This window comes from uncultured Brachybacterium sp. (assembly GCF_947500705.1).
Classification (GTDB): Bacteria; Actinomycetota; Actinomycetes; order Actinomycetales; family Dermabacteraceae; genus Brachybacterium.
On sequence record NZ_CANMSY010000008.1, the window covers coordinates 25768 to 49535 of the forward strand.

Genomic DNA, 23768 nt, shown 5'->3' on the forward strand with positions numbered 1-23768 from the left:
CGATGCCGCCACGTTTCGTCCCGCTGTCCGATGTTGCGGAGACGCTCTCCATCTCTGCCTCGCAGGCGTATGCCCTGGTGCGCTCCGGCGAGCTGCGGGCGATCAAGGTCGGCGGGCGCGGTCAGTGGCGGGTCGAGGTCACGGAGCTCGAGTCATACATCCAGCGCAGCTACGAGGCGACCGCCAGCATCCTCGAGGAGGAGCGCCAGCGGGAGCAGCTGAAGGCCGGCGGGGAGAGCTGAAGGGTCGTAGGACCTCCCTGACCGCACAGCTCCTTCTCGCGCCGGTGATCCGCTCCATGCAGTTCAGCGAGGCAGCACGGCCTGCAGCGCGGCGATCGCCACGGTGAGCCGTTCTGACCCTGGGACCAGCACCGACTCCCCCGTCGGCAGCACCTGGAGATCCAGGGCGTCGGCACCTACCACCGCGATCCGGCCGATCACTCCGCCGACGGTGGTCTCCAGCCGCACGATGGTGCGGTCCCTCGCGATCTCGCGCAGGACGGATCCCAGCCCGAGCGGCGAGAGCAGCGACTCCTCGGGCAGACGCGCCCTCGTGGGCAGCCCATGCACGAGCACGATCGCACCGAGCGGGATCACGGTCCGCTGACCGCCAGGGCCATCTCGCAGTGTGACCCAGTCCGCGCCGATCTCGTCGACGGAGCCGCTGAGGCGCAGCCCCGAACCGACGTGGAGCGTCAGCAGCTGCGTCCCAGCTCCTCTCAGCCGGTCCGCCAGCGTGAGCTGGGCACGCTCTGCTCGGGCCAGGTCCTCGGAGACGGCACGCATCTCCTGCTGCTCGTGGTGGGCGAACCGTCCTTCGAGGTCCTCGAAGATCCGCTCGAATCTCATGGCGTCACTCTATGCGCCTGACCGGAAGCCCGAGCGGTCTGCCGGGAACGTCCCTCCCCAGCAGCACTTCGTCCACATGCCCTCGCGACGCCATTGCGTCCTGCGTCACAACGCGATAACTTCCTCCTAAACGGAATGATCATCACCAAACTGCATCAAATGACATCATCGAGACGGCTTCGCTCCTGCAGCGACGGCCCATCACAGCCAGGGGCTTCCATGGGGGACGACAGCACGGCAACCACGCCGACGCACGCAGGGGTGACCCTCCTGTGCACGGTGCTCTCGGCGGGCGGGGCGGTCGCCATGGCGACCGCCACCGATTCGCTGCGGAGCACAGCAGAGACCTCGTACGCCGACCAAGCCCTGATCGGATGGGTGCTGGTCGCACTCGCGGCGGTGGGCACCCTGCTCTGCCTCTACCTCACCGCCATCTGGGGGCTCGCGACAGCCGTCCTCCTGGCTGGGCCTGCTACCCGTATCGGGACTGCGTCGCTGGTGGCATTGCGACTGCTGGCGCCCCGACTCGCACAGCGCATGGCCACCGGCGCCGCCGTCGCCACCACAGCCACCGCGCTCGTGCTCACCCCGGCGATGGCGAGCCAAGAAGATCCTGCCTCCTCAGCGCTGAGCGAGCAGGCTCCCGCCCAGGCCTCCCAGCTGCTTCCCGCAGACTCGCCCGTCTCGACCGCCGCACCGGACGCCGCAGCGTCCGGCACTGCTGACGGGGAGGACGCCCCAGAAGGCACAGCGCTGCTGCCTCCACTGGGCTGGGGCGAGGAGAGTCCTGTCGCTCAGACTGCCACCGAGGGGTCGGCCTCACCGGTCTCGACTTCCCCCGCCCCCTCCGCCACGACGTCGCCGACCCCGACAGCCGACAAGAGGACCACCTCGACCTCGCGCACCGTGATCGTGCGACGTGGAGACAGCCTGTGGAGCATCACGGACGATCTGCTCGGCCCGGGCGCGACAGAGGCCGCGGAGATCTCCACCTCGTGGCCGCTGCTGCACGCCGCCAACCATGAGGTGATCGGGGCCGATCCCGATCACCTGCTCCCCGGGATGGAGCTCACCGTCCCCCACTCACTGACCACGAAGGACATGCCATGAGTGCCACTGATCAGCGCCCTGCGCCCCAAGGCTCCAGCGCCGAGAACACCGAGAACTACGCTCCCGAGGATCCACGGGCGATAGAGCACCTGATCGTGCCGGTGGCCCGGCGCGCTGTCGAGATCGTGCGCGACATGCGTCCGGAGAACTCACTGACGCGACTGGTCACGCCGGAGATCAGCCAGCAGCTCGCACGTCGTGCTGCGCTGACCCGCCGACTTCGTGCCACCACCGGATTCGCACCTGCACGAGCGCTGATGGTGACCGGGGTGCGGATCTGCGTCGTCAACGATCACACCGTCGAGGCCAGCTGCGTGCTCAGGGAGCCCGACCGTGCACGGTTCCTGGCCATGCGCTGGGAACTTCGGCACACCGGCTGGCGCGTGACGGTGCTGGAGATCGGCTGAGTCAGCGCCGGCGACGCCCCATCCTCCGCTGAGCCCGATTCTGGCGCTCACCCTGCGGAGCGCCCTCGGGCTTGTCCTGCTCCTTGTCGTGCCCTCCCGACTCGCCGTTCTCGCCGTGGTGGTGACGAGCATTATGACGGCGCTGCGCCCGGGAAAGAGTCGAGGAGTCCTGCACCCCGCTGCCTTCCGCCGAGGTGTACCGAAGCTGGCGCTCTCCCGGCCCATCATCCAGGCCCTTGGCGTGGAGCACGACACGAGCTTCCTGCGCCAGCTGCTCAGCGGACGTATCGCCGTCGTCGTCGGTCCCGTCGGCCGCTGCCGAACCCGTCTCCGGGTCCGAGCCCTCCTCCGAGCCGGCCCCCGTGTCCGGTTCCGTCGATCCTGCAGCAGCCACCTCTGGCTCTTCGGTCCCGGCACGCTGACCGTCGGCCCCGGTGCTCTTCCCACTGGTCGCAGCAGCTGCGGCGGCAACCTTCGAGGCGCTGCGCAGCAGGTCGCTGACGGCCTTCGGAACCACGGGATCGGCCTTCTCGACCTGGACCTCGAGGTTGTAGACGTAGCCGACCACGTCCTCCTTCACGCCGGCCATCATGTCGTTGAACATGAGGTGACCCTCGCGCTCGTACTCGATGAGCGGGTCACGCTGGGCCATCGCCCGAAGACCGATGCCCTCCTTGAGATAGTCCATCTCGTAGAGATGCTCACGCCAGCGGCGGTCCATCACGGACAGCAGCACACGGCGCTGCAGCTGGCGCAGCCCTTCCTCGCCCAGCTCCTCCTGGCGCTTCTCGTAGGCGACGCGGGCGTCTGCCAGGATCTCCTCCTTCAGCACCTTCGCCTCGAGGTTCTCCTTCCCGCCCACCTCCTCGATGAGCTCCTCGGCGGTGAGGGAGACCGGATAGGCGGGCCGCAGAGCGCCCCACAGCTCCGCGAGGTCGACATCCTCTGCAGGCTTGCCCTTGGTGTGTGCGTCGACGGTGCCGCCGATGACCTCGCGGATGAAACGCTCGACGTGCTCATCGAGGTCCTCGCCCTCGAGGATCCGGGACCGCTCCTCGTAGAACTTCTTGCGCTGCTTGGTCAGCACGTCGTCGTACTTCAGGACGTTCTTGCGGATCTCGGCGTTGCGCGACTCGATGGAGTTCTGCGCGCGCTGGATCGCACCGGAGACCATCCGACCGGTCAGCGGGATCGACTCGTCCACCCCCCCGCGGGCGAGCAGGGACTCTGCCGCCCCGGAGTTGAACAGGCGCATCAGGTCATCCTGGAGGGAGAGGTAGAAGCGGGACTCCCCCGGGTCGCCCTGGCGACCGGAGCGGCCGCGCAGCTGATTGTCGATGCGGCGGGACTCGTGGCGTTCCGTGCCCAGCACGTAGAGACCACCGATCTCCACGACCTCGTCGTGCTGCTCGGCGACGGCCTCCTTGGCGCGTTCGAGCTCCTCGTCCCACGCCTTCTCGTATGCTTCGCGGTCCTCCTCGGGATCCATGCCGCGCTTCTCGAGCTCCGCATGGGCCATGAACTCGACGTTGCCGCCGAGCATGATGTCAGTGCCGCGGCCGGCCATGTTGGTGGCCACGGTGACAGAGCCCTTGGCCCCGGCCATGGCGACGATCGCGGCCTCTCCCGCGTGGTTCTTCGCGTTGAGCACCTCGTGCTCGACGCCCTGGGCGGTGAGCAGCTTGGAGAGATACTCGGACTTCTCGACGCTGGTGGTGCCCACCAGCACGGGCTGACCGTTCTCGTGGCGCTCGACGATGTCCTCGACGACAGCGTCGAACTTCGCCTTCTCGGTGCGATAGATGCGGTCGGCCTCGTCGACGCGCTGCATCTCGCGGTGGGTGGGGATCGGCACCACACCCAGGTTGTAGGTGTTCATGAACTCGGCGGCCTCGGTCTCGGCCGTGCCGGTCATGCCTGCGAGCTTCTCGTAGAGCTTGAAATAGTTCTGGAGGGTGATCGTGGCGAGGGTCTGGTTCTCCGCCTTGATCTTCACGCCCTCCTTGGCCTCGATCGCCTGGTGCATACCCTCGTTATATCGGCGACCTGCAAGGATGCGGCCGGTGTGCTCATCGACGATCATCACCTCGCCGTTGAGGACCACATAGTCCTTGTCCTTCTTGAACAGCTCCTTGGCTTTGATGGCGTTGTTGAGGAAGCCGATCAGCGGGGTGTTCAGCGATTCGTAGAGGTTGTCGATGCCGAGGTGGTCCTCGACCTTGTCGATCCCGGCCTCGAGCACCCCGACGGTGCGCTTCTTCTCGTCGACTTCGTAGTCGCGGTCCTGGCGCAGGAGCTTGACGACCTTCGCGAACTCGCTGAACCACTTGTTCGCGTCCCCGGCGCCGGGTCCGGAGATGATCAGCGGGGTGCGCGCCTCGTCGATCAGGATCGAGTCGACCTCATCGACGATCGCGAAGCTGTGACCTCGCTGGACTCTGTCCTCAGGCTTGAGGGACATGTTGTCGCGCAGGTAGTCGAAGCCGAACTCGTTGTTCGTGCCGTAGGTGATGTCGGCGCTGTACTGCTCGCGACGCTCGGCCGGGGTCATGCCGGACTTGATGACGCCGGTGGTCAGTCCCAGGGCGCGGAAGACGCGACCCATCAGGTCGCTCTGGTAGCCGGCGAGGTAGTCGTTCACGGTGATGACGTGCACGCCCTCGCCGGAGAGCGCGTTGAGGTAGGCGGGGAGGGTGGCGACCAGGGTCTTGCCCTCACCGGTCTTCATCTCGGCGATGCGGCCGCGGTGCAGTGCCGCGCCGCCCATGATCTGCACGTCGTACGGTCGCTGGCCCAGCGTGCGGTGAGCTGCTTCGCGCACGGCGGCGAAGGCCTCGACCATCACATCGTCGAGGGTCTCGCCATCCTCGAGCCGTTCCTTGAAGTGGTCGGTCTCGGCACGGAGCTCGTCATCGGTGAGCTCGCTGAAGACGTCCCCCGCCTCCCCCACTCGCTGGGCGATGGCTTCGAGCCTGCGCAATTCCCGGCCTTCGCCGGCGCGCAGGATCTTGTCGAAGAGGTTGACCACTCGTGCTCCCGTAGATCTCGTGTACACCCCGAGGGGCGGCTGGTGCCTGACCCATCGTATGCGTCACCGCCCAGGAAGGTGACCACCTGCGCGCATCGTCACCCGAAGTCGGCGTGCTCGTGAGCGGCCGCCGCCAGAGCGAGGGAGAGCTCCCCCGTCCCCGGTCCGGTGAGAACGTCGATCCTCTCCAGGTCCTGCCACCTGGCGGCGCGCTGGAGCTCCTCGGCGAGCGCCGCGACGACCACGTTCTCCTCCGGCCGCTGCCGGGCAGGGAGGTGCGGCAGGGGTTCGCGGTAGGCACCCCGTACTTCGAGAACGCTCCGGGCGCGATCTGCCTTCAGATCCACGCGCGCCGGGAACAGGTCACCGAGCAGGAAGAGCAGCGAGTAGTAGCCGGTGGTCCGCTGTGCGGCGGGGGTGTAGATGCCGATGCGGTAGTCCACATCGAAGAGGTGTGCGAGCCGCGGGCGATGGAAGACGATCGGGTCGAACGGGCTGACCAGCGCGGCACCGCGCAGCGGGGCAGGGGCCGGGGCGTCCCGGTGCAGCAGCATCGTCCGGGTGCCGGCGGGATGAGTGACCTCGACCTCCTGCAGCTCGCCCTGGAGGAGCAGTCGTTCGACAGCGGGGGTGACCTCTCGCAGCCGGAGGCGGAAGTAGTCCGCCAGCGAGCCGACCTCCGCGATGCCCAGGGAACTGGCCGCTCTCGTGACGAGCTCCTGGATCGATGCCGTCTCGTCTCGTGCGTCCTCCTCCGGTGAGGGCTGCTCCTCCGCGGCAAGGGAGTACAGCCGCTCGAACTGCGAGGAGCGGCCCACGCAGTCGAGGTCCCCGGTGCGGAACAGATACTCCACCGCCCATTGGGTCGCGGTGCGGCGCCATCCCCAGCCTTCTCCTCGCACCGTGTCGCCGAGATGCTTGGACACGGTGGCCGCACTGGCGGGCCCGATATCCGCCAGCACCTCTCGGATCTGTGGGAACAGATGCGGTGAGGATACGGCGATGTCCCGCAGCACGCCCCAGTCCTTCTCGGAGGTGGATCGGCGGCGGAAGGCCAGCAGTTGGTGGATCTCGGGAGAGGTATAGGTGGCTTCATGGGCGAGGCTCTCCCGCAGAGTGCGCCGCGGTCCGGAGCGCACGGAGTCTTCGAGCACGGTGGGGTCCCAGAGTCCGCTGCGGGTGAAGACTGGGAGGTGATGGGCACGCGCGAACACGCTCACCGAATCGATCTGGAGCAGGTGGGTCCGCTCGAGGGTGCGGGCGAGCGCACGTCGGCTGGTCGCCGTGGTCGGCGCTTCGCTGCGGCGGGCTCGCCCCATGCCCTGTGCCCGCAGGGCGATCCGGCGTGCGCGCGTCCAGGTGAGGGTCGAGCTCATCAGCCGGGTGCTCCTGCAGGGTCGGCACAGCAGAGGGCGGGAGGACGCCGTGAGGCCCCTCCCGCCCCCAACGGCGAAGAGGGGTCAGGCCGTCAGCTCCGCGTCGAGCTCGATGACACCGTAATTCCAGCCCTTGCGGCGGTAGACCACCTTCGGGTTGCCGGTATCGGCATCGACGAAGAGAAAGAAGTCATGGCCCACGAGCTCCATCCGATAGAGCGCATCATCGATGTGCATGGGAGAGGCCGAGTGCTTCTTCTCGCGGATGACCACCGGCGAGCCGGCCTCGGCGAAGTCGTGCTCCTCCGTGACGGTGATCGACTCCGTCTCGTCCTCGCTCGTCGCAACGTCGTCCAGGAGCGGCGCTGGCATCTCCTGATCTGCAGGCATGGTGCGGAGGCTCGCTCCGCCGCCCTGGTGGGAGCGGTCGCGTCCACGACGGTGGTCCTTACGACGATCGCGGGACCGACGGAGTCGTTCGAGGAGCTTGCCGTAGGCGACGTCGAGCGCTCCGTAGAGGTCGTCCGCTCGGGCCTCCGAGCGGATCACCGCACCATTGTCATGGACGGTGAGCTCGACGCGATCGCTGAGCTCCGTCTGCCTGGGGTTCTTCTCCTGTGAGATCTCGACGTCCACGCGGAGGGCCGCGGGGGCGAGCTGGGTGACCTTGTCGAGCTTGTCGGCGAGATGGCGACGGAATCGGTCCGGGACGTCCATATGGCGTCCGACGACATTGATCTCCATGAGTGGGTACTCCTCCTATCCGGGTGCGGCCGCTCTGAGCCCGGCCGCGATGGCTCTTCGGCTGGGTGTCGCACCTCCTGGGGAAGGGGGTCCCGCCGTCGTGTGGCGGGTATCACCAGCATGCCATGTTTTTCGCAGGGTTTCCTGAATGTTCGTCCCGAAAATTCATCCCGTTCGCTTGCCAGCCGCTCTCAGCGCAGGTACCCGGGCGGAGGCGACCACCACTGCGCCCAGCACCTCCATACCGGCGCCCGTGAGCGCCTGATGCATCCCGCGCAGCGTGGAACCGGTGGTGACCACGTCGTCGACGATCACCACGGGGGCAGCACGCCGTCCCGCCTCACGGGCGGCACGCCCGTGGAGGAGTATCCGTCGGGTGCGACGCTGTCGCGCTCCCTGTCCTTCCTGCGCGGTGGTGGGCTGGGCACGCAGCAGCAGAGCGCGCCCTGCACCGCAGCGCTCCATGGCTCGCACCAGCTCCGCCGTATGGTCCTCACCCCGGCGCAGCCGGGCACTGCGCTGCGAGGGCACGGGGACCAGGAAGGGTGCAGCACCCTCAGCGCCCTCGACGAGCCGGGCCACCGCAGGGGACAGCCCCGGGGCGATGCGCGCACCGAGGTGGAGCATCCCGCCGTTCTTCCACGCCAGGATCAATCGCTGCAGGTCTCCGCCGTACTCACCGAGCGCGAGGACAGGCAGGAGCGGGGTGTGATCGACCCCGGCGGGCAGCACGAGGTCGCCGTTCTGCTCCTCTCGCACCCGTGCAGCGCTCAGCTCCTGCAGGGCGTCGCAGCACGACTCCACCCGGCACGGCACCGCCTCCACGAGCTTCGCGCATCGCTCGCACAGCCAGGTGTCCTCCCGCCCGCAGGGGCAGCGCCGGGGCGCCACCAGTGCGCAGGTCTGGGCCGCCGCCTCGCGCAGCGTCCTCCACAGGGTCGGAGCACCGGTATCCGTCATGCCTCCATCTCACCGCGGCTCGGCGACGCGGCGCGTCACCGGGCCCCACCGGTGGATGATCCCCTGCTGTGGAGGACCCGTGGCCAGCAGGACGATGATGTCAGCGGAACGACGGGGGCCAGCAGGACGATGAGGTCAGTAGAACGACGGATCCCGGCCCTCGATGTCGACCGTGACCCAGCCCTCTCCGCTGCTGCGCAGCAGAACGCCTTCCGACGTGCCGGCCCACACCGTCTCGGCCACCACCGAGCCGGCGATCCGATCGGTTCCGGCGGCGAGCGGGGGCAATGCCTCTCTGCCGGAGGCGAAGTCGACGATCTGTGCCCTCCGTTCACCGGAGACGGGATCGGTTCCCAGCACGAGCACCGCGATCTCGTCGTACCAGCTGGCCTCGGTGATGTCCTGGAGATAGGTGCGTACGGGGACGGGCTCGGTCAGCGAGGACGGGTTCCCTTCGCTGTCCCGCACCACCGCGCACAGATCCAGCCGGCTGCCCGCGGTGTCAGCGGACAGGACGAGCATCCGGGTGGCATCCGCCGCGATCTCCAAGGCACGGATCTCGCGTGCGGTCAGCCAGGGTGCATCGACCTTCGCATCGAGCTCTGCGCCCCGGCCGGACAGCGCGAGCAGCGCGCCTGCGCTCGACAGGGTGGAGGTCCAGACGAATCCCGCGTCGTCGAGGCATGGTGGCACGAAGGCGCCACCGGTCGCGGCCTCGCGCACCGGCACGGAATCGTCCGTCGAGGCGAGCAGCACGATGCTCCCCTCCGGATTGCGGGCCGCTGCGAGCACTCCGTCCTGGCCGATCACCGGGGAGGAGAGCTCCGTGGTCTCGAGCGCGGGCACCAGCTGCGCGGCGGGTGCTCCCCGACCCGGATCGGCCAGCGAGATGATCCCGGTCGCGCCGGCGGCGATCGGACGATGTCCGGGCAGCGCACGCTCGGTCCGGACCTGCTCGTCGAGCACCAGCTCCTCGCCGTCCTGCACCATCCGGACGCCGGACAGGGTGCGCAACGAGCGCAGGGAGGCTTCGAGCTGGGACAGCGCCAGCATCCTCGGACCGGTGGGGAGGCTGGCGATCGCGGTGGGCACAGCAACCTGCGTGCCGCCGTCGGGACCGGTGGTGATGACGGCATCGGAGATCCCGGAGGTCCGGGGGATCTGGCTGGTGACCGCCGCTTGGAGGAAGCTCGCCGGGCCGGCGACGAGCGCTTCGAGCACGCTGGTGGCGCCCCGGCGCAGCGGGAACCAGCGGTGGTCGGGGACCAGGTGACGCTCCCGGACGTCGAGGAAGTAGAGCCGGGCCGGACCATAGAGGGACTCGAACGCCGCCTCCGAGAGGAAGATCCCATCGGGCACCTCGCTGAGCCGCCACTGGTCATCGACCTGCTCGATCGCGACCTCGACCTCGCGGGACATCGCTCCTGCCAGCACGGTGCGCACCCCGCTGCCGTCCACCAGCGCGACCACCTGGAGGATCAGAGTGAGGCTGCCGTCATCGAGCATCTCGACCTGCAGCTCCTGGCTGCTGGAGTACACGGTGATCCCGGCGGCCGGGTTCCACAGTTCGCTGGCCGGTGCGGTGAGATACGCGCGAGCCACCGCGAAGTCGTCCTCGGAGCCGACGCCGGCCTGGACGAATCCAGCGGCGACCGCCGGGGCGTCGGCGTCGGGCGGGGGCGGAAGTGCTCTCACGTACGGAGCTCCCGGCTGGGACCGCCCCGTCAACCCGCGGCTGGAGATCGGGGAATCGGTGGGGATGCGGGCACAGGCCGTACCGATGCCCAGCACCGCTGCGGCACCTGCAGCGCGAAGCACATGACGACGTGCCGGTCTCATCGCGCACCTCCGCTCTCGTCGGGATCCGGAGACGGATCGCTTCCGGTGTCGTCCAGATCGGGGAGCAGTCCGGGTCCGATCCGGATCTCTCCGGTCGGTGTCGAGGAGACCGCGGCGTCGGCCTCCCGCCGATCCAGCGAACGCTCGAGCCGCAGCGGGGAGCGCGTCAACGGGGTGCCCGGGCGCCGCGGGAGCGTCAGCCGGAACACCGCGCCCTCGCCCTCCTGCCCCCAGGCCTGGAGCCAGCCATCATGCAGTCGGGCGTCTTCGACGGAGATCGACAGTCCCAGACCGGTTCCCCCGAGGGTCCGGGCCCGCGAGGGATCAGCTCGCCAGAAACGGTCGAACACGTGCGCTGCGTCCTCCGCGGAGATGCCGTGGCCGTGGTCCTGGACCACCACCGCCACGGCGTCGTCGTCCGCGGCGGTCTGGATCAGCACCGGATGCCCGGCACCGTGCTCGATCGCGTTGGTCAGCAGATTTCGCAGCACCCGGTCGATGCGGCGTGCATCGACCACCGCGTGCACGTCTCCCCCGGCCAGCCGCACGTCCAGCAGGCAGCCACGGGCCCCAGCCAGCGGGCGGACGTCCTCGAGCGCCCGCTCGACGAGCGCATCGACATTCTCGCGGTGCGCCTCGAGCTCCGCGGCACCGGCATCGAAGCGGGAGATCTCCAGCAGGTCCGTGAGCAGCACCTCGAAGCGCTGGACCTGCGCGGAGAGCAGCTCGGTGGTCCGCTGCAGCTCACCGGGCAGGTCGGAACGTCGAGCATCGAGCACCGAGGAGGCCATGCGAATCGTCGTCAGAGGGGTGCGCAGCTCGTGGGAGACGTCGGCGACGAACCGCTGCTGGACGTACGAGAGTTCGGTCAGATCGTCGACCTTCTGCTCGAGGCTGCGAGCCATATCGTTGAAGGACTCCCCCACCCGGGCCAGCTCGTCACCGCCCGATATCTCGACTCTGCTGGTCAGATCCCCGGCGGCCATCCGCTCCGCCGCGTACGCAGCACGTTTCAGAGGGGTGGTCACCATCCGCGCCACGACGATCGCGATGCCGACGATGAGAGCCATCAGCACCCCGCCTCCACCGAGGATCACCCGTTGCACGAAGGCGAGCGTGTCCTGCTCCTCCTGCATGGAGTAGACGAGATAGAGATCGTAGGAGCCGGAGCCGGGGACGATCACCCGGGTCCCCACCAGGAGAGCCGGATCGGTGTTCCCCATGCCGTCCTCACGGCCGATCGAGCGCCAGGAGATCGTCTCCGGCTGATCGGCGACCGCCGCGGCGAACTCACCATCGACCTCGTCGAAGAGGGTCCGTTCCGAGGACTCGACAGGGAAGACCGTGCCGGTGGTCTCCACCGGCACCAGAGCGACCTCGCGGCGGTCACCGCCGCCCTGCCCGCCGGTGCTCTGGACGAAGGCGCTGACGGCATCCTGCTGCTGGGTGCTGGTGGACCCGGAGGCCTGTGTGAGGTTCTCGATGAGATCCCCCCTGACCTCGAGCGTCTCTTCGAGCACCCGATCCCGGCGCTGCTCGTAGAGACCGTCGGCGATGACGGAGGAGAGGTACGCGCCGACCACCAGCAGGGCCACGACGGACAGCAGAGTGGTCACCAGCACGACCCTCAGTGCCAGCGGCCAGCTGCGCGGATCGACATCGATCACCGAGCGCCCCACCGGGCGCTCCGCCAGGGCCGGACGGCTTGCCTCGAGGGTGCTCACCATCGCACCGGAGCTCTCAGGATCCGCCCCCGGCGCGGTATCCGACCCCGCGCACGGTCACCACGATCGCGGGGTTCTCCGGATCATGCTCGATCTTCGAACGCAGCCGCTGCACGTGGACGTTGACCAGCCGGGTATCGGCACTGTGGCGGTATCCCCAGACGTCGCGCAGCAGCACGTCGCGGGTGAACACCTGCCACGGCTTGCGGGCGAGCTGGGTGAGCAGATCGAATTCCAGGGGGGTCAGCGAGATCAGCTCGTCACCGCGGCGCACCTCGTGACCGTCCACATCGATGGTGAGGTCCCCGACAGTGAGCTGCTCGGTGGTGGGGGCCTCCACCCGGCGCACCCGCGCCTTGATGCGGGCGACCAGCTCCTCGGGTTCGAAGGGCTTGGTGAGATAGTCGTCGGCCCCGGCCTCGAGGCCCTCGACCACATCTGCGGTGTCGGTGCGGGCGGTGAGCATGATGATCGGCACCCCGGACTCCCTGCGCAGCCGGCGGCACACCTCGATCCCGTCCATGCCGGGCAGCATGAGGTCGAGCAGGACCAGATCGGGGCGCAGGCGCGGGAAGGTCTCCAGTGCGGAGGCTCCGTCCGGGGAGGTCGCGACCTCGTAGCCCTTTCCGCGCAGGACGATGCCGACCATCTCGGCGATCGCCTGATCGTCATCGACCACCAGGATCCTAGAAGGCGTCGTCATGGTGATCATCATGCCACCGACGGAGGTCCGGAGCGGGGACGTGGGGATCAGGGGTGTCCGGAAGACGCGAGGTCTTCGACGTTCGTCGGATCAGCAGCGGTGCCCGCACTCCGTAAGGTCAGGGCTGGAGATCCTCTCCCGCCCGGTCCGGACCTGACAGCCGGCCGCACCGCACCCGTCAGCAGCAGGAGGCCCGATGAGCACGCAGTGGACCGCCCCGGGAGCACACGGTTCCGGCGAGCCCTCCCCACCGTCGACGTCCGACGGCGGACCTTTCGGTCCGCAGCCCACGCACGGCGCACCCGGACCGCACTCTGCGCCACCTCCCGGCGGGCCGCGTCGCGAGCTGGTCCAGGCGACGCCGCTGTTCCCGCTGCGGCCGCTGGGTCTGGGCGAGGTGCTCGGTGCGGCGGTGCGGATCTATCGGCTGCGTGCCCGTTCGGTGCTCGGCGTCGCCGCAGCCGTGTACGGCGTCGCCTTCGTGATCATGACCTTCGCCACCGGCGCGAGCATGGTCCCCATGATGGGTGACATGCAGGCCGTGCTCGAGGACCCCGGCGCCACCACCGCGACCACCACCGCGTTCGGCTCCGTGCGCGACGTGGTGCTGATGGTCGTCTCGAGCGCGGTGACCATGATCGTCTCGCTGGTCTCCTCGGCGCTGGTGACCGTGGCCCTGACCCGGGTCGCGCTCGGAGAGGCCGTCGGCGATCACGTCTCGACTGCCGAGATGTGGACCGCCATGCGCCGTCGCGGGCTGTCCGCCGTCGCGGTGACCCTGCTGATCGGCCTGCTCAGCGGGATCAGCTTCACGGTGCTGCTCCTGCTGGGGATGCTCCCGCTGATCCTGCTCCAGGAGGCGACCGCCCTCACCATCGTGACGCTGGTGATCGGTCTGGTCGCTGCGGTCCTGGTCACGCTCTGGATCTGGGCCCGTACGGTGCTCGCGGTCCCCGCGCTGGTGCTCGAGGAGACAGGGGTGTTCGGCGCGCTCCGGCGCAGCTTCGCGATGACCCGCGGTCGTCGGCTCTGGCGGGTGCTGGGCACCACGATCCTGCTGTACCTCCTCTACATGATCGCGGTCCAGATCATCGTGGGCGTCTTCAGCACCATCGCCATGATCGCCTACCTGGCCATCCTGCTGATCAGCTCGTTCGAGGCGATGCTGCTGGGCATGGCCGTGCTCACGATCCTCTCGATGGTGGGCAGCTACGCCGCCACGTTCCTGCTGGCCCCGTTCCTCTCCGCCGGCTACGTGGCCGTCTACGCGGACAACCGGATGCGCCATGAGGCCTGGGACGTCGAGCTGACGCGTCGAGCTCGCGAGCACTGGAACGGGGCAGGGATCCGGTGAATCCCGCCGCTCCCCCGCCCCAGGATGCCGACGAGGCGCGCGCCCGCCTCCTGGAGGAGCTCTCGAAGCCGGAGTACGACGACTCCCCCGGCTTCGTGGCCTGGGTGCTCACCACCCTCGAGAACTGGCTGATGAAGGTGCTCGACGGCATCGACGGCTCCTCGGCCGCCCAGGCAGGGATCGCCGTGCTGATCGCGGTGGCGCTGACCGTGCTGGTGGTGCTGGTGCTGCGCCGCACCGGGCTGATCCGTCGCAGCCATATCCTCTCCGTCACGGCTGACCTCGATGCGGAGCCGGTGCTCCGCGGCGCCGAGCTGCGCGACGCAGCACGAGAGGCGATCGACGCAGGTCGCGTCGACGACGGTACGGTGCTCGCACTGCGCGCGCTGGTGCGCGATCTCGAGGAGCGCACCCTGCTGGAGGTGTCCGCGGGGATGACCGCACACGAAGCGGCCACCCACGCCGCCGCTCCCTTCCCCGAACTGCGCGGACGCCTGCAGCGCGGCGCCGTCGCCTTCGACACCGCCGCCTACTCCCACCGCAGCACCACCGTCAAACAGGCGGACGATCTGCTGAGACTGGCCGAGTACATCGCCGAATCCGTCCCGGACCTGACCGCCGTGACCGGTGCCGAGCCGGTCTCCGCACCGGTGATGCGAGCGGGCGCATGAGCCTCAGCCCTGCCCCAGTGTCCACGGCGACTCCTGCTCCGCCGGCCGATGGATCAGCCCGTGCACCACGCCAGCAGGCGGGGTCCTCGCGGCGGCGCCCCTGGCTGACCATTCTCATCGTGCTCGCGATGCTCGCCGCGATCGTGGCCTCGATCGCCCGCGGCTACTACCGGGACGGGCCGCTCGAGCCCGATGCCCCCACCGGTCAGGGCTCGAAAGCAGTGGTCCAGGTGCTCGGGGACCTCGGCGTGAAGGTGGAGGTCGACCGCCACACCGTCGATGCCGCCGAGGCGCTGCGCATGGGCCGCACCGTGCTGGTCACCGACCCGCGGAGCCTCAGCGCCCCGCAGCTGGAATCGCTCGCCGCGGCCCATGAGGACGGGGCCGGGCGCCTGGTGCTGGTCGCCCCCGATCTGGTGACCCTCTCCTACTTCTCCTCTCAGATCTCGCCTTCCGGTGCGGTGCGCACCGAGACCCTGATCGAGGCCGGACCCGGCTGCGGTGACCTCGCGCATCAGGCCGAGGCGCTCCTGGTCCCCGCGGCCGAGGAGGCGATCCGCGGCGCCGCCTCCCTGTACCGCGTCTCGGGCGAGGGTGAGTCCTGCTTCAGCGCCGACCAGGGCTCACTCGTGGCTGAGCATGACGGGGCGCTGGTCCTGGGCAGCGCGGACCTGCTCACCAACGACGCAGTGGGCCGGGCGGACAACTCCGCCCTGGTGCTGAACAGCCTCAGCAGCGAGGGCGCGCTGAGCTGGTACGTCCCCTCCGCGAACGATCCGATGGGCTCGACCTCGCAGACACTGCTCGGGTATCTGCCTGACTGGGCAGGTCCGCTCCTGCTCTGGCTGCTGCTGATCGCGACCGTCGCTCTGGTGGCCCTGGGCCGCCGCTTCGGTCCGGTCGTGGTCGAGCCGCTGCCGGTCACCGTCCGCCCCCAGGAGCTGGTCCTGGGACGGGCCCGGCTGCTCCAGCGCTCCGGCGACCGGCAGGCTGCCGCGACAGCATTGCGCTCAGCGGCTGCATCCCGGCTCGCGAGCCGTCTCGGTCTGCGCCGCGAGTCCGCCCTCGACGGTCTGCTGGCAGCGCTCGCGCCGCATGTGGGCCGCTCCCCCGAGCAGCTGCGCGCGCTGCTCGGACCCAGGCCCGTCACCAGTGACCAGGACCTCGTGCGCCTCGCACATGACCTCGACCATCTCGAGAAGGAGATCGACCGATGACCGACCCCACTGCGGGTGCTGCCCCGCATCCCGAACCCGTCGCCACTGAGGTGCCCAGCCGCGGCCCTGACGTCGACCAGGACACCCGTGCCCAGCTCCAGCAGCTCTCCACCGAGATCCACAAGGGCGTGGTGGGGCAGGACGCGGCCGTGACCAGCCTGGTCGTGGCGCTGCTGTGTCGTGGCCACGTGCTGCTCGAGGGGGTGCCGGGCGTCGCCAAGACGTTGCTGGTGCGTTCCCTGGCCGCGGCCCTCGATGTCCGCATGCGGCGCGTGCAGTTCACCCCTGACATGATGCCCGGCGACATCACCGGCTCCCTCATCTACGACAACGCCACCAGCGACCTCGTCTTCCGCGAGGGCCCCGTCTTCACGAACCTGCTGCTGGCCGACGAGATCAACCGCACGCCTCCCAAGACGCAGTCCGCACTGCTGGAGGCGATGGAGGAACGGCAGGTGACCATCGATGGGGCGAGCCGTCCGCTGCCCGATCCCTTCGTGGTGATCGCCACCCAGAACCCGATCGAGTTCGATGGCACCTACACCCTGCCCGAGGCCCAGCTGGACCGCTTCCTGCTCAAAGCTGTGATGCCGCTGCCGGAGCGAGAGGTCGAGGTGGACGTGCTGCGTCGCCACGCCGGCGGCTTCGACACCACGGACCTCGCTGCGATGGGTCTGCGGGCGGTGGTGGACATCCCCTCGCTGCATCGCGCCCAGCGCGATGTCGCCGCCGTGGTGGCCGAGGATCCCGTGGTGCAGTACATCGTGGACGTGTGCCGGGCCACCCGCCGCTCCCCCAGCCTCACCCTCGGGGTCTCGCCCCGCGGCGCGATCTCGCTGCTGCGCACCTCCCGTGCCTGGGCCTACCTCTCCGGCCGCGACTTCATCACGCCGGACGACGTCAAGACGATGGCCCTGTCCACGCTCTCCCACCGGGTGCGGCTGACCACCGAGGCCGAGCTCGAAGGCACCCAGGTCGAGGCCGTGCTCGCCGCGACCCTCGCCTCCGTGCCGGTACCCCGCTGAGGCACGGCTGATGAGGATCTCGCTGACCCCGCGCGCGGCCCTGGTCGCGCTGATCGCGCTGCCCGTGATCGTGCTCTGGCCCCTGTGGTGGGTGGTGCTGATCCTGGTGGCGATCTGGGCGCTGGTGATCCTCGCCGATGCGTTCTCAGCACCGAACCCGCGCCGGATCCGGGTACGGCGTGAGGCACCGACGCAGGTGAGGCTGGGCAACTCCGTCCGCGGCCGGCTGCTGCTGACGAATCCCACCTCGCGCACCGCCCGGCTCGAGGTGCGCGATGCCTGGAACCCCACGGCCGGTCTCGACGACCAGCGTTCCGCGGTCGACGTCCCCGCCCAGGAACGCCGGGCCATCGCGCAGAGCTTCACCCCCACCCGTCGCGGAGAGCACCGCTCGCGCACGCTGCTGGTCGCCTCGCGCGGCCCGTGGGGGCTGGCCCGGCGCACCACCGAGGTCGGCGTGCCCGGCCGGCTGCTGGCGCTGCATCCCTTCGGGTCACGTCGGCATCTGCCGTCGCGGGTCCAGCGGCTGCGAGAGATCGAGGGGCTGGCGGCGATCCATCAGCGCGGGCAGGGCACCGAGTTCGACTCCCTGCGCGATTTCGTGGACGGGGATGATGTGCGCTCGATCGACTGGCGTGCCACTGCCCGTCGTCGCAGCGTCGTGGTGCGCACCTGGCGCCCTGAACGGGACCGTCACGTGCTGATCGTGGTGGACACCTCGCGCACTTCGGCCGGCCGGCTCGGCGAGTCGACTCGGCTGGATGCCGCGTTCGACGCCGCGCTGCTGCTGACGGCGCTCGCGGGGCAGGCCGGGGACCGGGTGGATCTGATCTGCGTGGACCGCATCCCCCACCTCTCGGTGCTCGGCTCGACCCGCACCACAGTGCTCCACGACATGGTCACCGCGACCGCAGCAGTGGATCCGGCGCTCGTGGAGACCGACTGGGAGCTCGCCGCGAGCACCATCACCCAGCGCGCCCGTCGCGGCTCCCTGGTGGTGCTGCTGACCCCGGTCGAGTCCTCCGTGGTGCATACCGGACTGCTGCCCGTGGCAGCCCGCCTGGCCAGAGACCATCCGTTGGTCGTCGCGTCGGTCTCCGACCCAGCCCTCGAGGAGCTCGCCGCCGGCCGCGGCGATCTGGAGTCCGTGTACCTCGCGGCAGCGGCGGAGCAGGCCCGTGCCGAGCGGACGGGAGTCTCGCATGCTCTGGAGCGGGTCGGCGCGCATGTGGTCGATGCCCCGCCGGAACGGGCCCCTCAGGCCCTGGCCGATGCCTATCTCGCGCTGAAGGCCGCCGGGAAGCTCTGACCCTGCGCGCCGCGTCCTCCTGGCTCCACAGACGAGGCGACGCGACTCAGAGCCGACGGGCGAGGCCGCGGAAGGTGTGCCAGTGCTTCGGGCCGCTGAAGGACCGGCCGTCATGCTCCTCCTCGACCAGTTCGAGCACCTCGAACCCGTCCAGCAGGTCCTCGACCTCCTGCCGCGACAGGAAGGTGCCGTCCGTCCCTGCCCAGTCATCACGCACCCCGAAGAAGTCCACGGCCAGGATCCCGCCTGGTCGCAGGGCGGTCCTCACGGCCTCCCACAGCCCATCGATGGAATCACGGGGGACGAAGGGCAGGGAGGCGCAGGCCAGGATCAGATCGGCCCTGGGAAGTTCACGGAGCTGCGCGAGGTCGACGATCTCGGGATGCACCGGCAGCGCGGCGGCCAGCTCCTCGAGGGCCCCGCTCACGCTCGGGTCCACGTCATAGGCGTGGACCGTGAACCCGTTCTCGGCCAGGAATCGTGCTTCGATGCCGCGACCGCATCCAAGCTCGATCGCCACTGGTCGAGCGTCCTCGCCGAGGGTCTCACGCTCGGCGGCGTACCCGGCCTCCGCACCGCCGCGGGCGAGCGCGAGCGCCCTTCCGGCGAGGGGACGCACCGGGCGCCCGGCCTGGGCCTGGTTGTATCCGGAGAAGTCACGGTCGATGCTGTTGTGCTGCATGGCAGCGAGCGTAACGACATCCCTCACGTCCGGCCGTCGGCACCCCGGCGAGAGTGTTCGTCGTGGCAGAGGTGGCAGCTCAGCCGGCGGTCGCGACGTGGTCGCCGACCAGCTCCGCGGAGAGGTCACCGGTGATGCCGGCGCGATGCACCTGGCGACCGCGTCCCAGCATGAACACCAGGAAGGCCAGCCAGGCCGCGACGCCGATGCCGATCCGCACCGCGGGCGGCAGGGAGCTCGGCGTCACGAAAGCCTCGATGAACCCGGAGATCAGCAGGACGGGAACCAGCCCGATCGCCACGGTCACCAGGGCGCGGGCGGAGCGCGAGAGCGCCCAGAGCCGCGGCACCGGGCCGGGTCGCACCCAGGCCCAGAAGGTGCGCAGACCGGCCCCGGCGCCGACCAGCACCGAGGTGATCTCGAGCAGCCCGTGCGGAAGGATGTAGACGAAGAAGGTGCCCAGGCCGCCGTAGGCCCCCATCACCCCCGCGGACAGGCCGACGTTCAACCCGTTCTGCAGGAGCATGATCACCGGCCAGATCCCGGTGACGCCGAAGACCACCGCCTGCACCGTGATCCAGGCGTTGTTCGTCCACACCTGGGCGGCGAAGCCCGTAGCCTCGCCCTGGAAGTAGTAGCTGACGAAATCGCGCTGGGCGAGGGAGCGCTGCTGCGCCTCGGGCACCACCAGCTCCCTCGCCGTGGCATCGAAGCCGAAGTAGAAGCCCGCCACCAGGGCCGAGACGAGGAAGAGGCCGGCCGCCAGAGCCACCGTCCACCGTGCCTGGTAGAGCGCTGCGGGCAGATCCTCCCAGAAGAAGGTGCGGGCGTGCTTCCACAGCGGGATGCGGGCCCCGGTGATCCGGAGCCGTGCTCGATGCACCAGCAGGGAGAGCCGCGAGATCAAGGCCGGGTCGGGATTGGTGGAGCGGACGGTGGACAGGTGGGTGGAGGTCTCCTGGTAGAGGGAGAGCAGCTCGTCGATTCCGGCCGCGTCGAGTTGGCGGCTCCGGGTCAGCTCCTGGAGCCGGTCCCACTGGGGCCGGTGCACGGCGATGAAGGCGTCGGTGTCCACGCTCTCAGGGTATGGTCCCGCACGGCTCGGGACCGCCGACGAAAGTCGGAGGCCGGGGCATCGGAAGCCGACGGTCGGCGCTGACCTCCGCGTCGCTGCGATGTCAGGATGGGGTCATGGCAACCATGGGAACCACAGCGGCGGTCTCCTCCGTCGATCGCGATGCCCTGATCACCGGGGACGCGGTGCTGCTGGACCTGCGCACGGCGTCCTTCGCCACCCGCATGCTCTCCGCGGTGATCGACGGGGTTCTCCAGCTGGCGGTCCTGGTCGGGGGCACCATCGCGATGGTCTGGCTCACCGCTCGTGCCGAGCTCGATGACGGCCTGGTCATTGCGGGCGTGCTGGTGATGTCGGTGCTCGCGTACGTCGGCTATCCGGTGCTGTGCGAACTGCTGCTGCGCGGCCGCTCGGTGGGCCGCCTGGTCATGGGCACCCGTGTGGTGCGTGATGACGGCGGGCCCGTCCATGTGCGCCAGTCCCTGATCCGCGCGGTGATGGCGATGCTCGAGATCTGGTCGACCTCCGGAGCCATCGCACTGACCTGCTCGGTCATCGACCGCAGGGCACGACGGGTGGGAGATCTGCTGGCCGGCACGATGGTGATCCAGGAGCGGATGCGCGACCGCACTCCCCTGCGCGTCGAGGTGCCCGCCTCGCTGCAGGACTGGGTGCAGGGCGCGGACGTCGGGCGCCTGCCGGTCACGCTGATGCAGGACGTCCGCTCTTTCCTGCCCAGGGCGACCACGATCAATCCGGAGTCCCGCCGTCAGCTCTCCCGGGATCTGCTGCGGCGGACCCTGCCCCACGTCGCCCCGGCGCCGCCGCCGGGCACCGACCCGGAGGAGTTCCTCACCGCGGTGCTCGCCGAACGGTCCCGTCGTGATGAGCATCGGCTGCGACGCAACCAGGAGCGGCAGCGAGAGCTCTCCGCCGAGGTGCGAGCGGTGCCGTTCAGCGCCTGACCGAGGGCGGTCCTGCTGCCGAGCCGATCCAGCAGCAGAGCCGATCCAGCAGCAGAGCCGCGGGCCACCGACGGTGCGGCGGAACACCAGCGGCGCCGCTGGAGAACCTCCCCGCCGATCGGCGGCTGCTACGCCGTCGGCGACTGATGGCGGCCGGCGATGAGCACCGGGATCCCGCCCTCGACCGGGTGGACTCGCGCACAGCTGCTGCACTGCATCGCCCGTTCCACATCACGCAGCTCTCCACCGCAGTCCGGGCAGCGCAGGATCGTGCGCACCCAGGCGGGCACATCCGCGCCGCTCGCCCCCGCGGGGAGGGCCCAGGTGCCCGGAACCTCGATGTCGCCCTCGTGCGCAAGTGCGAGGATCTCATCCCGGATCCGGGTCATGGTCGTCTCCTGCTCCGCCTCGACGTTCAGCCGCAGCAGTGCCTCGGTCTGGGAGGAGCGCAGGGAGAACCACCAGCGGTCCTCGGCTGCCAGGTCCTGGTCCCAGTGCTCGACGGTGAGCCCGTCGAGTTCGTCGGTGCGCGCGCCGGGCAGCACGCTCATGTGCTCACGCACCCGGTCGCGGGCAGCAGCGGCGTCGGCGACCCGGAGGTTGATCTCGCCGCTGGTGGCGTAGGGATCATGCGCCGCGACCAGGGAGGAGAAGGCCCCCTCGGAGGCCGAGAGGGCGGCCAGCACGTGCAGCGCGGCGAGCATCCCCGAATCGGCGAAGAAGAAGTCCCGGAAGTAGTAGTGCGCGGAGTGCTCGCCGCCGAACACCGCATCGCGTTCGGCCATGATCGTCTTGATCAGCGCGTGGCCGACGGACGTGCGCACGGGCTCTCCCCCGGCCTCACGGACGGCCTCGGCCACATGGCGGGAGGAGACCAGGTTCGCGACCACAGCCGGGCGCTCCTCCCCGGCGGCGCGGGCACGGGCGATCTCGCGCCGGGCGATCAGGGCGGTGATCGCCGAGGGCGGCACCGGCACCCCGTTCTCGTCCAGGACCACGCAGCGGTCGGCATCGCCGTCGAAGGCGAGGCCGAGGTCCGCGCCCTCCCGGAGCACCGCTTCCTGAAGATCGATCAGATTCTCCGGGCGCAGCGGATCGGCGGGGTGGTGGGGGAAACTGCCGTCGAGCGCGAAATGGAGCTCGATCAGCTCGATCTGGGGAAGCACTCCGAGCACTGCAGGAGCAGTGTGTCCGGCCATCGCGGAGGCCGCATCGACCACCACCCGCAGCGGGCGGGTCCCGGGCAGGGGCACCAGACGGTGGAGGGTTGCGGCGTAGTCGGCAAGGGTGTCGATCCCCTCGGAACGGCCTTCTCCATGCGGCGGGATCTCGCCTGCCCGCAGGTAGGCCTCGGCGCCGCGGCGGATCTCCTCGAGACCGGTGTCTCGCCCCACCGGGCGGGCGCCGGGGAGGCACAGCTTCATCCCGTTGTCCGCCGCCGGGTTGTGGGAGGCGGTGACCATCACGCCGGCCGCGCGGTGCAGTCCCGAGGCGCAATAGAGCTGGTCGGTCGAGGACAGGCCCGCATCGGCGACGATCGCGCCCCGGAGCACTGCGCCCTCGATCACAGCGCTCGACAGCTCCGGGGAGCTCAGGCGCATGTCATGGGCGACGATCAGCTCCGGCGCATCCAGGAAATCCGCGAAGGCGGCGCCGAGTGCACGGGCGATCTCTGCCGTGAGCTCCTCGCCCGCCACGCCCCGCACGTCATTGGTCTTGACGATGCCGGAGAGGTCATGGACGTCGGCCGTGGTGGCTGGACGGCTGCTCGGCTCAGTCATTGGCGCTCCTGACCACATGGAGATGGCGGGCGGGAGCAGCGCCTCGGGCCGGGGTGTCGTGGGATCCACGGACTGTGGCGCGCACCGTCGCCGGGGCCGACTCGATGCTCTCGTGCCGGGGACGCACAGCATCGGCCAGCGCGACCAGGTCGTCGCTGACCCCCTCGGCACCGGGCACCCGCAGCAGCTCCCAGCCGCGCGGGGCGGTCATCCGGCTCGCGTGCTCACGGCAGAGGTCGTAGGCATGGGGCTCGCTGATCCTGGACAGGGGGCCGAGCACCGCCGTCGAGTCCTCGTACACGAAGGTCAGCGAGCTGACGGCTGGCCTGGAGCAGGCGGTCCGAGAGCATTCACGAGCAGGCACGTCCAGCAGTCTACGCACGAACGCCGACGACCTGCCGAGGGCGCGCCCTGCGGAAGCGGTGAAGGGATTCCCCGCGGCGGATGCAGGCAGGAACCGCCGCGGTCGGCCGCTAGAGTGCGCTCCATGGATGTCGAGCCGCTGCTCCCCGGGCCCTCGGCCCCTCGTCAGGGTCCGCGCCGCCGCGATCGCCGCGGCCGCGGGAGGCGCTGGGACCTGATCCCGCCCCATCTGCCCGGCCATCGCTCGCGCCGGGATCGCTTCGACGACCTCGTCACCGACGCCGGGGCGATGCTCGCCGAACGGTTTCCGCGCCGGCTGGCACATATGCAGGTGCTGGTCGAGGAGGTGCCGCCGGCCGATCCTGCCCCCTGGGAGGAGGCGTCGGTGCTGCTCGGACGGGTGATCCCGCCCTCGCGCACCCATCCCGCCCGGGTCATCCTCTACCGGCGGCCGCTGCAGACCCGCTGCGCCGACGAGGCGGAGCTGGAGATGCTGGTGCGGCAGGTGCTGTCCGAGCAGATCGGCTCGTTGCTGAACATCCCGCCCGAGGACGTGGATCCCGAGGCCTGGAGCGGGTGACCCA

Annotated in this window: 22 protein-coding genes; 10 read left to right on the forward strand and 12 right to left on the reverse strand. The window is 69.9% G+C overall.

What is annotated here, in order from left to right:
* The first annotated feature begins 2 nt into the window (after positions 1-2).
* Positions 3-242 (forward strand): helix-turn-helix domain-containing protein, encoded by a 240-nt coding sequence (locus tag Q0937_RS13475; protein WP_299304507.1) that lies wholly within the window; start codon positions 3-5, stop codon positions 240-242.
* Positions 243-305: 63 nt separating this feature from the next.
* Here the strand turns inward: Q0937_RS13475 and Q0937_RS13480 are convergent, their stop codons facing one another.
* A complete protein-coding gene (locus Q0937_RS13480) occupies positions 306-851 on the reverse strand; it encodes a hypothetical protein (protein ID WP_299304509.1) in 546 nt (181 codons plus the stop codon).
* A 219-nt stretch (positions 852-1070) separates the two neighbouring features.
* Between Q0937_RS13480 and Q0937_RS13485 the strand changes: the two genes are divergently transcribed.
* Both Q0937_RS13485 and Q0937_RS13490 read left to right on the forward strand, forming a co-directional pair.
* Positions 1071-1961, forward strand: coding sequence for a LysM peptidoglycan-binding domain-containing protein (locus tag Q0937_RS13485; RefSeq protein ID WP_299304511.1), 891 nt, complete (start codon positions 1071-1073; stop codon positions 1959-1961).
* Positions 1958-2368 carry an Rv3235 family protein gene (locus Q0937_RS13490; protein ID WP_299304512.1) on the forward strand — a complete coding sequence of 137 codons (411 nt, stop codon included), beginning with the start codon at positions 1958-1960 and terminating at the stop codon, positions 2366-2368. Before Q0937_RS13485 ends, Q0937_RS13490 begins: the two co-directional genes overlap by 4 nt.
* 1 nt (position 2369) lies before the next feature.
* On the opposite strand, the gene secA is transcribed toward Q0937_RS13490, so the two are convergent.
* The 7 genes from secA to mtrA all read right to left on the reverse strand — a co-directional run bounded on the left by secA (position 2370) and on the right by mtrA (position 12751).
* Positions 2370-5396: a preprotein translocase subunit SecA gene (gene secA / locus Q0937_RS13495; protein WP_299304514.1), complete on the reverse strand. Its 3027-nt coding sequence runs from the start codon at positions 5394-5396 to the stop codon at positions 2370-2372.
* 98 nt (positions 5397-5494) lie between these two features.
* A complete protein-coding gene (locus Q0937_RS13500) occupies positions 5495-6772 on the reverse strand; it encodes a winged helix-turn-helix domain-containing protein (protein WP_299304516.1) in 1278 nt (425 codons plus the stop codon).
* Positions 6773-6856: 84 nt separating this feature from the next.
* A complete protein-coding gene (gene raiA, locus Q0937_RS13505; RefSeq protein WP_299304518.1) occupies positions 6857-7516 on the reverse strand; it encodes a ribosome hibernation-promoting factor, HPF/YfiA family in 660 nt (219 codons plus the stop codon).
* A gap of 165 nt (positions 7517-7681) precedes the next feature.
* Positions 7682-8476 carry a ComF family protein gene (locus Q0937_RS13510; RefSeq protein WP_299304520.1) on the reverse strand — a complete coding sequence of 265 codons (795 nt, stop codon included), beginning with the start codon at positions 8474-8476 and terminating at the stop codon, positions 7682-7684.
* A gap of 135 nt (positions 8477-8611) precedes the next feature.
* Positions 8612-10171: an LpqB family beta-propeller domain-containing protein gene (locus tag Q0937_RS13515; RefSeq protein ID WP_299304522.1), complete on the reverse strand. Its 1560-nt coding sequence runs from the start codon at positions 10169-10171 to the stop codon at positions 8612-8614.
* 140 nt (positions 10172-10311) lie between these two features.
* Positions 10312-12039 carry an MtrAB system histidine kinase MtrB gene (mtrB, locus tag Q0937_RS13520; protein WP_299304524.1) on the reverse strand — a complete coding sequence of 576 codons (1728 nt, stop codon included), beginning with the start codon at positions 12037-12039 and terminating at the stop codon, positions 10312-10314.
* A gap of 16 nt (positions 12040-12055) precedes the next feature.
* Entirely contained in the window at positions 12056-12751 is a 696-nt protein-coding gene (mtrA, locus tag Q0937_RS13525; RefSeq protein ID WP_299304761.1) for an MtrAB system response regulator MtrA, read from the reverse strand.
* 187 nt (positions 12752-12938) lie between these two features.
* Here mtrA and Q0937_RS13530 point away from each other — a divergent pair, with 187 nt between their 5' ends.
* The 5 genes from Q0937_RS13530 to Q0937_RS13550 all read left to right on the forward strand — a co-directional run bounded on the left by Q0937_RS13530 (position 12939) and on the right by Q0937_RS13550 (position 18318).
* Positions 12939-14096: a glycerophosphodiester phosphodiesterase gene (locus Q0937_RS13530; protein WP_299304526.1), complete on the forward strand. Its 1158-nt coding sequence runs from the start codon at positions 12939-12941 to the stop codon at positions 14094-14096.
* Positions 14093-14767, forward strand: a complete 675-nt coding sequence (locus Q0937_RS13535) for a DUF4129 domain-containing protein (RefSeq protein ID WP_299304529.1) — start codon at positions 14093-14095, stop codon at positions 14765-14767. Before Q0937_RS13530 ends, Q0937_RS13535 begins: the two co-directional genes overlap by 4 nt.
* A 128-nt stretch (positions 14768-14895) precedes the next feature.
* Positions 14896-15984 (forward strand): DUF4350 domain-containing protein, encoded by a 1089-nt coding sequence (locus Q0937_RS13540; RefSeq protein ID WP_299304763.1) that lies wholly within the window; start codon positions 14896-14898, stop codon positions 15982-15984.
* Positions 15981-17009 (forward strand): MoxR family ATPase, encoded by a 1029-nt coding sequence (locus tag Q0937_RS13545; protein WP_299304531.1) that lies wholly within the window; start codon positions 15981-15983, stop codon positions 17007-17009. The genes Q0937_RS13540 and Q0937_RS13545 overlap by 4 nt, the downstream gene beginning before the upstream one ends.
* A gap of 10 nt (positions 17010-17019) precedes the next feature.
* Positions 17020-18318: a DUF58 domain-containing protein gene (locus tag Q0937_RS13550; RefSeq protein WP_299304534.1), complete on the forward strand. Its 1299-nt coding sequence runs from the start codon at positions 17020-17022 to the stop codon at positions 18316-18318.
* 46 nt (positions 18319-18364) lie between these two features.
* On the opposite strand, the gene Q0937_RS13555 is transcribed toward Q0937_RS13550, so the two are convergent.
* Both Q0937_RS13555 and Q0937_RS13560 read right to left on the reverse strand, forming a co-directional pair.
* The gene (locus Q0937_RS13555) at positions 18365-19000 is read right to left on the reverse strand and encodes a trans-aconitate 2-methyltransferase (RefSeq protein ID WP_299304536.1); all 636 of its coding nucleotides are present in this window, start codon (positions 18998-19000) and stop codon (positions 18365-18367) included.
* A gap of 79 nt (positions 19001-19079) precedes the next feature.
* On the reverse strand, positions 19080-20075 hold the full coding sequence (locus Q0937_RS13560; protein ID WP_299304539.1) for a stage II sporulation protein M: 996 nt from the start codon (positions 20073-20075) through the stop codon (positions 19080-19082).
* 116 nt (positions 20076-20191) lie between these two features.
* On the opposite strand from Q0937_RS13560, the gene Q0937_RS13565 reads away from it, so the two are divergent.
* Complete coding sequence (locus Q0937_RS13565) at positions 20192-21040, forward strand: RDD family protein (protein ID WP_299304542.1); 849 nt, start codon at positions 20192-20194, stop codon at positions 21038-21040.
* Positions 21041-21168: 128 nt separating this feature from the next.
* Here the strand turns inward: Q0937_RS13565 and Q0937_RS13570 are convergent, their stop codons facing one another.
* Together Q0937_RS13570 and Q0937_RS13575 are read right to left on the reverse strand one after the other, a co-directional pair.
* Positions 21169-22821, reverse strand: coding sequence for a phosphomannomutase/phosphoglucomutase (locus Q0937_RS13570; protein WP_299304545.1), 1653 nt, complete (start codon positions 22819-22821; stop codon positions 21169-21171).
* The gene (locus Q0937_RS13575; RefSeq protein ID WP_299304548.1) at positions 22814-23185 is read right to left on the reverse strand and encodes a DUF3499 domain-containing protein; all 372 of its coding nucleotides are present in this window, start codon (positions 23183-23185) and stop codon (positions 22814-22816) included. The genes Q0937_RS13570 and Q0937_RS13575 overlap by 8 nt, the downstream gene beginning before the upstream one ends.
* A gap of 123 nt (positions 23186-23308) precedes the next feature.
* Between Q0937_RS13575 and Q0937_RS13580 the strand changes: the two genes are divergently transcribed.
* Positions 23309-23764 carry a metallopeptidase family protein gene (locus Q0937_RS13580; RefSeq protein WP_299304551.1) on the forward strand — a complete coding sequence of 152 codons (456 nt, stop codon included), beginning with the start codon at positions 23309-23311 and terminating at the stop codon, positions 23762-23764.
* Positions 23765-23768 lie beyond the last annotated feature (4 nt).